The organism is Spiroplasma endosymbiont of Dactylopius coccus (assembly GCF_977110965.1).
The window spans coordinates 1,407,586-1,420,603 of sequence record NZ_OZ373019.1; the positions used below are offsets into that span (position 1 = coordinate 1,407,586).

A 13,018-nucleotide genomic window follows, 5' to 3' on the forward strand; every position below is an offset into this window, starting at 1 on the left:
AAAATGGCAGTACCATTCAAACAAAATTTAGATAATACCGAAAAATTAGTAGAAGCACCAGAATTTATAGAATTTTTTAAACAATCAAATAGTCCGTGGGCAAGTTTTTTTCCTATCGAAATGGTTAATTCAACAAGAATTGAATTTATAGTTAAAAAACCAAAAGACCCAAAAGTTAAAGTTCTTCAATGAAATGATAAAAGTAAAAGAATAGATGTTGGATATGCTGATACAGATAAAATTATTAAAGAAATTACAGAAGAAGCCGTTGCTGGCGAAACAATTGCAGCAAAAGATTTATTAGCAGAAAATGGTCAAAATTTATTACAAAGTATGCAATATGAAGTTGCTAATGATTTAGCAGATTATTTAGCTAATAACAATACTAATGTAATTGCAAAATATGCAATTAAATTTATGATTGAAAAATCAACAGAACCAAAAGCACAAGCAATTAAATATGTAGAAGCAATGTTGGGGGCATGAAATACATTATTTCAATATAGAAATATTGCAAATTGTAGATTCTTTATTACTAATTCTCTTTATGATAGTATAGTTTATTTGGCAGATAATAAAGGTTTAATTACTGATAATGAAATTGCACAACAATTAAGATTAAATGGTAATGATTTATATATTAAAGGTGTTTTATGTCAAATTGTAATGGATGACTATATGACTTTTAAAAATGATAAAAATGATGATGAAATTATGTCATTTGTTTTAGCAACACCAAGAGCAATGAAAAGATATATGTTGCAAGATACAATTATTTATGTTCAAGAAGTGGCAGATGGTAAAGTTGGAAGAATGTATTGAGTTGGTGGAGAAGTTACAGGTCAAGCCATACCTTATATTTCTAATAATGAAACAACATCACGTTGAATGGCATGTGGAATTATTAATACTGATAAAACTGATTTAAAAACTAAAATTACAAATTTAACAACTGATATTACTGCAAATGTTAATAACAATAATAGTGAATTAAATACAAAAATAAAAAGTACTAATGAACTTAAATCATTAAATCCAAATTTAACAAATCCAACTATTAAATATTTTAGTGACGCACAAGGAAAAACTAATGTAAGTAATCAAAAACAAAAAGCAGGTGACTTATATATAACTATTACTGCAAATGTTAATGACTTAAATTATAAAGGAACAACAAATCCAATTAAAATAACTCTTAAATAAAGGAAATTAATACCATGCCAATCGGTACAACTAGTACAGCAATACTTTTAAACATAAATAAACCAAAACATACTAGAACAAGTAACCAACAAGAAAATAAAAGTTTTTGATGAGAAATTTTAGAAATGATTGGTGTACAAGTTATAGCAGTAGCACTTGCTCCTTTTACTGGTGGATTAAGTGAAAGCGTAGCACTTGGATTAGGTGCAAGTGATTTAATTGCTAGTATTAGTGCTGTTGGTGTAGAGTTTTTAACTGATTTTACTATTAATCAAGTTTATGATTATTTAAAAGGAAATGTAACAAAATTAAATACTTTCTTTAATATACTTCCTGCATTTGCTGGACTTAATAAAATTAGTCGTGGTTATCGTACTACTAAATTTATTAAATTAGCAGAAAAAACTAAAACATTAGAACAAGTTGGAATTAAAGAAGCAAAAAACTTACAAGAAATTATAAGTCAAGTAAGTGGAAAAGAAATTTTAACAGATAAAATTATTGGTAATAAACGTTATTTAATGAATTATAGTTTTACTCCTAATCGTGAAACAGTATTACGAGATTTAGGTTATGTTGCTGAAAGACAATATAAAAATAATTTTCAAAAATTAGAAGCACAAGAGTTAAAAGATTACTTATTATTACAAAATACATTAACAAAATTAAGTCCTCAATTAACTCCAAAGTTTAAAATTAAAGATATTGAAAAAGCAAATAATTTTTTAAAAAAATATAATACTGATTTAAAAAAAGTACTATCTATGAATCAACATGATTGATTAAATTTAGTTCATACAATACATACAGAAAATAGATATGGAAAAACTTTAATTTTAGATTTACAAAAAATTCGTGCTAATGCTATTAAATTTAATTTTAAAAAAAGTTCAATTCATAAGATTGTTTTAAATGCAAATAAAATTTTTAAATATTTGGATATTAGATTTTATTTAAAAAAAGGTTTAAATAAATTTTGAAAAAATACATCATATTTTGAAAAATTACGAGAAAGTATATATAAATTACAAGAAAAATTTGAAAAGTTAGAAAAGCAAGCATTTGAGAAAATTAAAAAATTAAAAGAAAAAGCAACTGATTTATTTACTAGTGCAGAAAAAAGAGCAATTAAACATGCACAATTAATTCCATTAAATTCACCAGTATTTATGGGTTGTAAAATTCAACCTTTATCATTAGATAAATGTGCAATTACTATTTATTATCGTAATCCTAAATATAAACCAATTACAGTTGTTGATAGTATTCTTAAAGCAGAAACTTTTGTTGCTCAAATACATCCATTCCATTGATATCGTTGATATAGTGGTTGATACATTGGTTATGGAGTTAATCAAAATAAATGATTAAAAGCAATAGCATTTGCTCCGCCGGTTGTTCAACAAATAATTAGAGATAGTTTTAAAGTATATAGAGAAATATTTAGAATCGTAAGAACTTATCATAAAGTAGCAAATGTTATTAATAATCCTATTGAAAATATTAATAAATCATTTAAAAGTGTTGGTTTAAAATTTTCAGTAAATACTTTATTTGGTACTGGATTATTACATCATTTAGAAAAATTTGCATATAGTCAAGTTGTAAAAAAAGGTAAAAAGAAATTACAAAAAGAAATTATACATATATCACATAGAAAAACTAAAACAAAAACTAAACATTATAAAAAAGCATTTTTTAAGGAATGATAAAATATGATTAATAAACTTTGAACTGGTGTCAGTCTAGAAAATTATAATAACTGATATCCATTAACTGGAAAAATTACAGAAACACCACAGCAATATATACAAACATGACCAAATGTTAATGATTGATTTAAAACTTTTGCTATTCGTGCTCAAAATGATATTAATGCTTATCTTGGTTTTATTTTATCTAAATTTCCTTTTGATAGTTTTAAAGATGAATTAATTAAAGAAACATTAAGAGATATGGTTTTTGTAACCGCTGAACATTGAGTATTTAATCGTACACCAATTGAATTTAATGTTGATGCTACTATTCAGTTTAATAATGGTAGTCAATTTAGTGCAAATAGTATTCCTACAATTAATGTTTGAGATTTAGCACCAAGTAGAATGAAAATATTGGCAAGACTAACAGAATTAAAACAAATATTATCAAATTATAATGATGATGAAATAGATGTTGAAAAAATTGATTTAAAATCATTTTATACTAGAAATCAAGTTGATGAATTAATTGAACAGCAAAAAGAATTTACATTATCAAAACAAATTAAATTATATGATGATTTAGTTGATGATAATGAAAATGAAATATATAGAGGTCCTGTTAGTAAATTTGTTAATAAAGGTTATGTTGCAACTGATTATGATAAAGAAACTGAAACAATGATTTTAGATTGACCTGATGAAATTGGTACATTACCACCCGAAGCATTACAAAATAATCCACAAATTGGTGATTTTACTCATGCACCAACTTGTGATTTTTCGGCTAAACAACAAAAACGAATTACTACTAATGAAAATGAAATTACCAAATTAAATACTGAATTAATTAAAGCAAATGAAAATATTAATGATGTTAAAAATAATTGATTTAATATTGAAACTAGTCCTTTATGAAAAAAAGTTGAAAATAATAATATAGAAATATTTAAATGATATTTTATTAAAATCAGTTATCAATATTCAACAGAAAATAACTTTATGAAATTTTATAAAGTAATTAAAATTTATTTAAATAATGTTTTTAATAAATTTGAATTGCTAAATGTTGATTCCATGACGTATAGTGAACAAATCCAAAATAAAACAATTTTAAATACCGGAACAATTTACTATAACAATAAAAAGAAAGAATTTAGTGGTGGCGGTAATTCTTATCCTGAACGTGGAAAAATTAATTTAATTGGTGATATAGAAGAAATATATCAATATCAAGGAATAGATACACCAACTGAATTTATAGCAGAAGAAGATACTGAACGTGATTATTATACAAAACAAGAAACTAATAATTTATTAGATAAAAAACAAGATAAATTAATTGCTGGTGAAAATATTAAGATTGATGAAAAAACTAATACTATTAGTGCTACTGGTGGTAGTGGTGAATCATTATGATTAATAGACCCTAATTCGCCTAATATTATTCAACCTAAAGAAAAAAGAATTATTACTTCAAATAATACTAGAATTGTTTATATAGCAGACCCTACACAACCACAAGATGCTGTTAATTTAAGAACATTAAATAAAAATATCCCAGATTTAACTGATTATTATAAAAAAGAAGAAGTAGATAAAGAATTAGAAGATAAAATAGATAAAACACAATTTCAATATGCTTTTGTTCTCAATACTTTTGGTACTGAAATTGCTAATTTAGAAACTAGTGATAAAACTATTGCTGGTGCTATTAATGAATTAATTAAAAAAATAAAAGATTTAAAAATTGGTAAATGAAAAGATGTAGCCTTTAATATTAGTACTACTGGTATAAAAAATCAAGAAATTAGATATGATTGTAAAGAAAATAAATTATATCGTATATGATTTAATTTAAATCCAAGACAACAAAAAATAATATTACCAGATATTTATACATTTACTGATTTTGTTTATTCGTTAGGTTCTGGTATTCCACAAACTGTAACAGTATATAGTACTTATATAAAAGAGGGTGGAAGATTACAATTATTATGTTCAAGAAATGAAAATATTGATGTTTTTAAATGAGAAGACATGAATATTAGTGGTGGTAATTTATGAAAATTACAAGAATTGCAGGAATAATATTATGTTTTTTAAAATAATAAAAATTATTTTAGGTTTAATAGGAGTTTTATTATCTTCTGCTGTTGCTGGTTTAATTATATTTATTATAGTAAAAATTGTATTAAAAATTAATCAAATATTTTAAAAAAAGGTGGTGAATATTATGTTAGGTAGATTTTTAAGAAGAGATAAAAGCACTAATAATGAAGAAAAAACTAAATTAACTTTTTTAAAAGGTAAAAGTACACATGCTTCTATTTTAAGTTATTTTGGTTTTAATGATTTTAATCATGAAACATATTTTACTGATTTTGTAGCAGAAAATAATGCTAATTTATATAATGCTCCACTAGATATTAACAACGAAACTATTAAGCAGTATTTAATTCAACAAGAATTTTATAGAAAAAATTGAAATTCTATTTTTAAATTAAGTAAATTAGGAATTAGTGGTTATTTAATTTTTATTGCTAATGATGATTTATATTTTCAAGTAGTTGATATACAACAAAGAGTTTATGATATTACTGGTAAATTAATTCAATGTACTATTTTTTATGATAGTTATGAACAAAATGCACAAATTGTAAGATTATTTGAAATTTATACATTAAATAATGAACAAGTAACTATTAATCGTGCAATTTATAGTATTAGTGATAATAAAAAACAATTTCCACTAGATTTTAAATCATTCATTAATAATCCAAATTTAGAACAAGAACAAACACTAAATATTAACTATATACCAATAGCAATTATGCGAAATAAAGCAAATGAACTAGCAGATTGTAATAAAGTAATGGATAAAATTAAAGCATTAGATGTTATTTATGAACAAATTGTTTTAGATACAATTTTAAACTCACCAAAGTTTATTTTTAATTCAACTTATGGTAATGTAAAAGATTTATTAGAAGATGCTGTAAGAATATTAGTTACTAAAAATTATATTTTTAAAAGTGGTGGAGATAATAATGAACAAAATGAAAATATCAATATGACAAGTAGTAATTTTAAAGGTAAAAATTTAACTGATATATATGACTGAAATGTTAATGAAATATTTAAACGTTGTGGTATTCATATTCCAAGTCAAAAAAAATCTGCACAACAATCAGTTCCCGAAAGTACAGCTGTAAATATTTCAACTATTAATTATATTGAACAAAAATTATGACAATTTAATATTGATATTCTTAAATTTATTCAAATATTAGTACATTTAGATAAAGATTTATTAAATAGTAAAACATTTAATATTAATGATGAACAAGAAATTAATAATTTAACAGTTAAATTAAAATTATTTAATCCCGAAAATAACCAATTAATAGGAGAGAACAATGGAAAACAACAACAAACCACAAACGAAGTTTCCACAGAAACAAACTAAACTTAATCAAGCAGAAGTAGAAAATGATTATTTAATTGATAATATTCCTTATGACTTTACTAATATGATGAGAGCAACTAGTGACCCAGATATTAATAGAGCATACGATGAATTTAAAAAAAGAACAATTTATATTTATGAAATTGAACGTTTATTTAAAAATAATGAAAATAATAGTTTAAGATTTTCAGCAAATACTATTAAAATTGGTTTTATTGATATTGAAAAAGTATTAAAAACTACTGCTGCTGAAACATCAGACTTTACTATGCAATTAAATCAAAGAGCAAGTACAAATATTAATGATAATACTATTGAATATAGTATGACTGATATTAAAAATTTAATATTTCAAGAAATAAATTTATTAAATCAATTTAAGTTATATGCAGTTAGTATAAATGAACCATTAACTGAAAATAATATTGATAATTTATATATCATTAATAATTATTCACAACCTTATCAAAATCCAAAAACTAGAAGTACTAAAAGTATTACTATTATTAAAATTAAAGATTTTAAAACAAGAGATGGTTATCCAATTATTATTAAATTACAAAAACCATTAGATAAAGATACCAAAGTAACTGGTTTAAAAATTAAAGCCCCTAGAAGCATGATTTTTGGCAATATAAAGGTACTTGGTGAAGTTGACAATATGGAAGTATACCCAAAATTATTTGTCAAGGATAAGATAGCATTTCCATTATTATCAATGCCTATTGAAACTCAACCAAAAGTTAGAATTTTACAACAATGATTTAGCGAACAAATATTACCTTGAAATTTAGCAAAGCAATTTATAGGACAAGAAAAATCAGTTTTAGATTTAATTGCTATTGGTGGCGGAACTGAAACAAGAAAAGAAATTATTAATAATGCAAAAATAACATATGCTAAAATTGGTAAATATGATGGACCAGCACCAGTACCTAAAAAATTAGCTGATTTTGAAATGAAAAAGAATGAACAATATATATTATATAGTCATAGAGAACCAACCCCACCATATCCTAGTAAATATATTGCTATTGAATTATCACAGAACTTTAATTCAATTGAAATTGAAATAAATGATAAACCACCAATTGATAGTTTACAACAACTATTATTAGATATGCTAAGTTACACATATAACTATAATAGAAATTTTGAAGGTGCTACATATGATGATAAAACTGGTAAACCCAATAATGATATTGCAAAACTAAGAGCAAAATTTGAAGGACAAAAACCAGAAGATGTAATTACTAATTTATTTAAACAATGAGAATTAGATTATCCAAATTATATAAATTTAGAACAAGTAAAAATATTTAAACAAATATTTGTGATGTTATCAAAATATATTTATTCAAGTATGTCTATTAATAAAGGTTTAAATGATGATAATAAAATTTTATTGCCTTATTATTTTGAATTAAAATCAAAGCCAATACATCCAAATGAAAATAAAATTTGAGAATATAAAGATATAAAAGTTATATTAAAGTCTTCATATTTTGATTTTACAGATATAAATAATATTAAATTAAAAAACAATGATATTAGTCAAAATGAATTATTTAAGTTAGATGATAATCAATTCAACTGATTATCTATTACAAACGAATTAGAAAGTAATAACATACCATCATTAATTCCAGCAGATTGAACATTAGGTAATGGTGAATATGGTAAGTATTTTACAAGAGCAATTATTAGTAATAATAAAATTGAAAATATTTTAAATTTATATGGTTCTAATAAATCACAACTATTTTCTAAATTAGAATTTTATAAACAAATTTCACAAATTGATAATAATGGTAATTTGGAATTACAAATTGAAAACCCGATTAATAACTTAAATCGGATAGAAATTAGTGGCATATTTGGTTCTGGAAATTATGATTTAACTTTAATAACAGATAAACAAGAAATAAATTTAACTAATATTAATTTATTTGATAAATATAATGAAAATATTTCTTATATAAATATTGAAATTTAATTATTGAAAATAATTATCTGTATAAGTACCATCTCATTTTATATCTTCATCATGATGTTTAATTTTAGAAAAATATAATTCAGTTTTATTTGGACTATCTCATTTATTTCATCAAATAGTTGTTGTTCCTAATACTACTTCTCCATTGGGTTCTAAATAATGTTTAACATTAGTACCTATATTATGGGTAAGCACCCCCCCATGATTAATCCTATTGTTCCAGTTGTTGCACCAGTTAGTGCTAATGCTAATGTTATTTTACTTAAATTTGTTTTTATTCATGTTTTCATAATAAATTTCTCCTTTTTTCCTTGATTTTACTTATAAATTGTACTGTTTTTGATTATTTTTACAAGTATGCTTTTAAATGCAAAATAACGCCTAAATTAAAGGCGTTTATTTTGTGATACCTATACTATTAATTATATGTAAATTGTTTACTATATAGCAAATGTGAAGATACTTTTTTTCACACTAGCATTATTTTTACCCCTAATTACATTTTTATATGGATACAAGGCATAAAATAATGCATCGTAAGGGTCTTGGTACATATTTTTATCAGGAATGTTAGTTTTGGTTTGGTCATAACGTAATTCTTCTAAACATTGAGTAGTTTTTGGTAAATCATTTTTATTAGCATAAAAGTTTCCATAACTCATAATATTTCTCATTCATACTACTCTATTAGTTAATCCGGCTTCTTGATTTAAATTTGAAGCATGTTTAATAGCAGTTTGTGTTATTAAAATAGTATTATGTTCATCTATTAATTTTTGATTTAATCAATCTATTGCTGTTCTTGCTTTATCATCATAAAAATAAATTGCTTGTTCAAAATTTTCAAAATTATCCATTAATCCTAAAATTTCATTAACATAACCATTAATTTTTTCATTTTCATTAACAAAATCATTTGGAGTAACTACTAATTCACAAATAATATAAGCATCATAATACCCAGTATTATTATATTCTTTAAATCCGACCACCATAAATACAGTATGGTCTTTGTGACCAGTTGCTCAATCAACACCAACTGAATAAAAATCAAATTTATACATATCTTTTTCTTGATTATAAAACTGTTTTAAATCATATGATTGTCAATATTTTACTGTTTTTTGAAAAGGAAAAATTGTTGCATCACTATCTAAAAATTCAAAACCATAATAAACAGTATTGAATTCATCAGGATTACTTTTTTTCATTTCTAATAATGTTCTTTTTTGAATGTCAGGTAATTTATTTCAAAAAGGTTGAATAGTAAATCTTAAAACAAATAAACCTAAACCACTAAATATGTCTTTATTTTCATAGTAAACTTTACCAACTTTTTTAAGATTTTCAATTATTTCATCATTTAATGGTAAAAATGGCGTACAGTATTTTAAATAAAATGGGTGATATTTATCATAAGGATTACATGTAAAAGTAATAAAGAAACTTTTATAAAAATAACGAGTAATTAATTTTCCAAAAGTAGGACTATATATATTTTTATCAATAAAAGTTCAACTTCATTCTTTAATTGGTTCATTTGAAACTTTAATACGATTACTTCTAAACATAGAATTTTGTAAACGCTCATATCTATATGTTAATTGCTTTTCTGTTAGTGTTTCTTTTTCTTCTGCCATTATTATTTCATCAGTACGTGAACCCAAAAAACTTGACCCACCCGCTTCTTTTCCAAAAATTTTATTACCATTAGCATAACCAATAAAATCAATTTGTTGATTATTAGGAAAAATAATACATCCACCATCTTTGGTTATTTTTCATTTAATACCATGTGGATTATTAGGTAATAAATTAATATTATATGTATCTAATAAAACTTGACAAACATTCATTAATGCACCAATTGTCGTTTCACTATGAGTATTTTCATATCTTCTTACTTCTTGAACACTACTATCACTAAAATTACAACATATAAATAAATCAAATGCTAAACAGTTTCAAGTTTTTCTTGTTCCACGTGCAGTTGGTACAAAACGATAAAAACAATTAGTTGTAAAAAATTCTGCTCATTCATCACTAACAAATTGTTTAAAAATATCTCAACTAAAACCATAATTATTATCACTAAAATTAAGATTATATTTTTTATTCAGTTGTGCATAACTACTAATAAAAGGCATATTTTACTCCCTAATTTTTATAAGCAATACAATTAAATTATAACAAACAAAATTTAGAAAGGAACATTAAAAAATGTTTATATTACCATTCTCTAATCATTTTGATTGAGATAAACATGATTTTAATCAAGATGAATTAAGTTTAAAACAAACAGAAGAATTATTTACAAAAATAGATGATTATTTATGAAGTACCTGTGATAAATCTGAATATAAATCATATAGATTTAGAAAACGAAAATTAAAAGCAAAAAAAGGTTTATTAAATTATAAACGACGTATTTGTACAAAATATAACCAAAAAACACAAAAAAATGAATTTGTTTCATTGCTAGATAATTATCTTGGTGTTAAAAAATATAGTAAACTTGCACCTAATGTTATTAAACAAATTTTAAAGTATTTTGCTGATGGAAAAAAGTATCGTGATGTTTGTGATACTTTTATTGATGATTTAATAAGTACTAGTACAGTTTGTAGAACCTATCAAAAATTTCAATTACCAAAAGCTAATATTCCTAAAATAGTATTAGAAAAAAATCAAACTTTATATATAAATATTGATGATGGACATAGAAAATTTAAGTTTAATGAAAAACACAATACTAAAAATTGTAAAAAATGTTCTATGAGATTATTAGTATTTTGTACTGGTAAAAAGAAAAATGGAAAATTAATTAATAAAAAAGCAGTTTGTAAAATAAGAGTATCAAAAACAGAAATTGGTGCTGAAAAAACAGCACAATTAATTAAAAAACATGGTAATTTATTTTTTGAAAATTTTGAACAAGCAAATTTAGTAGTTTGTGGAGATAGTGCAAAATGAATTAGAAAAACTGCTACAATTTTAAATGCTAAATTTATTTTAGATAAATTCCATGCTTTTCATGTTTTATTTCTTGGTATAATGGCTGGAAGAAGAAAAAATAAAATTGCTAAATTACACTATCAAAATGCAATAACTTTATTTGAAAAAGGCCAATATTATGAATTAATTGATTTTTTACAATCATTAGCTTTACAATATAAAAAATTAAAAGTTGGTTATTTTATTAATGCAAAAGATGGTGTATTAAACCAAGCACTAGTTGAAAATATTGGTTGCTTTACTGAAACTAATATTAAACAAATTTTAAAGCATATGATTGGTGATAGAACCTATAATATTGATATGTATACAAAAATGGCTAATTTTAAATGCTATCAAATAAATACTACCATCCAGTTATTATAAATTAAAATTAAAGATTTTAAAAAACCAAAAATAAAATAAAACTTATTAAAGTAACTATTAATAAGAATTTTTGAATTATAAAAGTAAGTATTATTATTGACTAATATTTTACAAGTGTTAAGATTAACATACAATTGCATATTGAAGTCAAAATTATTCTCGTCTAACTTTATAATTTTAAGACAAATTTGAATATTATTGACAACATCGGTATGCTCCCAATAATTGTTTTGAACTTAAAAAGAAATTTTCTACAATAACTAATATTTTTTTATCAATAAATTTTTCTTTAATTAATTGAAATTTTTCTTTATAAATATTTTTAGTTCATAAAACAGTTAATGTATTGAATGTTTCATTAAAAATAATATTATTAGTTTCATTTGAATATATAACAATTCCATTATTACCAATACCAGCAGGGTCAATTCCAATAATTAAGTCATATTGCATTATTAATCAAATTCTCTGCATTGTATTTTATTAATTAAAATTTTAATAATATCAATTGAACCTTTTAATTTATTTAAATAATATATGTCTTTTTCTTTATTATATTGTTCTATATCACTATCTAAAATTAAATTTAATCAACTAATTAATTTTTCTTTATCCATATTTATACCTCCTACTTAACCTAATATTTAAAATACAGTCATAACAAATTGCTTTACTATTTTTATCTCTTAAAAAATATTTTCTTGTTTTTATATCATTAGTATTAAAGAATAAATAATCAAATTTATGTTGTTTACATGTTCAACAAAAATACTTTTTCATTATGAGTTGAAAGTTCCTTATAAGAAGTAACTATATAATTAATTGGTAAATCATCATATTTATATGGATTATTTATTTTAAAACCTTTTCTGTTTTCTTCTCACGTAATGTTATATTTAAAACAAGGATTAGTAATTTTAGTTTTGTTATCAGTTATTTCACCCATAAATCAACTATTATGCTGTTCATAAAATGTTAATGGTTCAAGTTTTATATCATTAAGATAATTATTCTTTTGGAGCAATTGGTTTATTAACAATTATTTTTTGGTCTTTAATATATGGTTCTAATAATTTTATTAATTCATTACCACTTAATTCTCTTTTAATATTTTCTAAATTAAAAACTCAATACGTGTAACTGTTGTCAACAATAAAAGAATTATTTTTAATCATTCATTTTGGCAGTGATAATCTATATTCAACATAATCAATAAGAATAGATTGTGGTTTATCTTTAACAATTTGTTCTTTTTTAAATTCTATTTGCATA

The 13,018-nt window shown here is 22.8% G+C and carries 13 protein-coding genes; 7 read left to right on the forward strand and 6 right to left on the reverse strand.

Annotation, left to right across the window (positions count from 1 at the left end; all coding sequences use genetic code 4):
• Positions 1–3: 3 nt before the first annotated feature.
• From ACXUB0_RS08840 to ACXUB0_RS08865, 6 genes are read left to right on the forward strand one after another with little or no spacing between them, the layout of a single operon-like run.
• Complete coding sequence (locus ACXUB0_RS08840; protein WP_458257665.1) at positions 4–1,203, forward strand: hypothetical protein; 1,200 nt, start codon at positions 4–6, stop codon at positions 1,201–1,203.
• Between the two features lie 14 nt (positions 1,204–1,217).
• Positions 1,218–2,915 (forward strand): hypothetical protein, encoded by a 1,698-nt coding sequence (locus ACXUB0_RS08845; protein ID WP_458258429.1) that lies wholly within the window; start codon positions 1,218–1,220, stop codon positions 2,913–2,915.
• Between the two features lie 3 nt (positions 2,916–2,918).
• Positions 2,919–4,991 (forward strand): hypothetical protein, encoded by a 2,073-nt coding sequence (locus ACXUB0_RS08850; RefSeq protein WP_458258430.1) that lies wholly within the window; start codon positions 2,919–2,921, stop codon positions 4,989–4,991.
• Between the two features lie 4 nt (positions 4,992–4,995).
• A complete protein-coding gene (locus tag ACXUB0_RS08855; RefSeq protein ID WP_255495889.1) occupies positions 4,996–5,118 on the forward strand; it encodes a hypothetical protein in 123 nt (40 codons plus the stop codon).
• 18 nt (positions 5,119–5,136) lie between these two features.
• On the forward strand, positions 5,137–6,369 hold the full coding sequence (locus tag ACXUB0_RS08860; RefSeq protein ID WP_458257693.1) for a hypothetical protein: 1,233 nt from the start codon (positions 5,137–5,139) through the stop codon (positions 6,367–6,369).
• The gene (locus tag ACXUB0_RS08865) at positions 6,320–8,365 is read left to right on the forward strand and encodes a hypothetical protein (RefSeq protein ID WP_458258431.1); all 2,046 of its coding nucleotides are present in this window, start codon (positions 6,320–6,322) and stop codon (positions 8,363–8,365) included. Before ACXUB0_RS08860 ends, ACXUB0_RS08865 begins: the two co-directional genes overlap by 50 nt.
• Here ACXUB0_RS08865 and ACXUB0_RS08870 read toward each other — a convergent pair whose 3' ends face one another.
• A complete protein-coding gene (locus tag ACXUB0_RS08870; RefSeq protein ID WP_458257696.1) occupies positions 8,366–8,560 on the reverse strand; it encodes a hypothetical protein in 195 nt (64 codons plus the stop codon).
• 245 nt (positions 8,561–8,805) lie between these two features.
• Positions 8,806–10,512, reverse strand: a complete 1,707-nt coding sequence (locus tag ACXUB0_RS08875; protein ID WP_458257522.1) for a hypothetical protein — start codon at positions 10,510–10,512, stop codon at positions 8,806–8,808.
• Between the two features lie 73 nt (positions 10,513–10,585).
• Here ACXUB0_RS08875 and ACXUB0_RS08880 point away from each other — a divergent pair, with 73 nt between their 5' ends.
• Positions 10,586–11,746 carry an Mbov_0401 family ICE element transposase-like protein gene (locus ACXUB0_RS08880; protein WP_458258432.1) on the forward strand — a complete coding sequence of 387 codons (1,161 nt, stop codon included), beginning with the start codon at positions 10,586–10,588 and terminating at the stop codon, positions 11,744–11,746.
• 195 nt (positions 11,747–11,941) lie between these two features.
• On the opposite strand, the gene ACXUB0_RS08885 is transcribed toward ACXUB0_RS08880, so the two are convergent.
• The 4 genes from ACXUB0_RS08885 to ACXUB0_RS08900 all read right to left on the reverse strand — a co-directional run bounded on the left by ACXUB0_RS08885 (position 11,942) and on the right by ACXUB0_RS08900 (position 13,017).
• Positions 11,942–12,199 (reverse strand): hypothetical protein, encoded by a 258-nt coding sequence (locus ACXUB0_RS08885; RefSeq protein ID WP_458258433.1) that lies wholly within the window; start codon positions 12,197–12,199, stop codon positions 11,942–11,944.
• A gap of 2 nt (positions 12,200–12,201) precedes the next feature.
• A complete protein-coding gene (locus ACXUB0_RS08890; protein WP_338960339.1) occupies positions 12,202–12,363 on the reverse strand; it encodes a hypothetical protein in 162 nt (53 codons plus the stop codon).
• Between the two features lie 134 nt (positions 12,364–12,497).
• Entirely contained in the window at positions 12,498–12,770 is a 273-nt protein-coding gene (locus ACXUB0_RS08895; protein ID WP_458258434.1) for a hypothetical protein, read from the reverse strand.
• Positions 12,754–13,017: a hypothetical protein gene (locus ACXUB0_RS08900; protein WP_458258435.1), complete on the reverse strand. Its 264-nt coding sequence runs from the start codon at positions 13,015–13,017 to the stop codon at positions 12,754–12,756. The genes ACXUB0_RS08895 and ACXUB0_RS08900 overlap by 17 nt, the downstream gene beginning before the upstream one ends.
• Position 13,018: the final 1 nt, after the last annotated feature.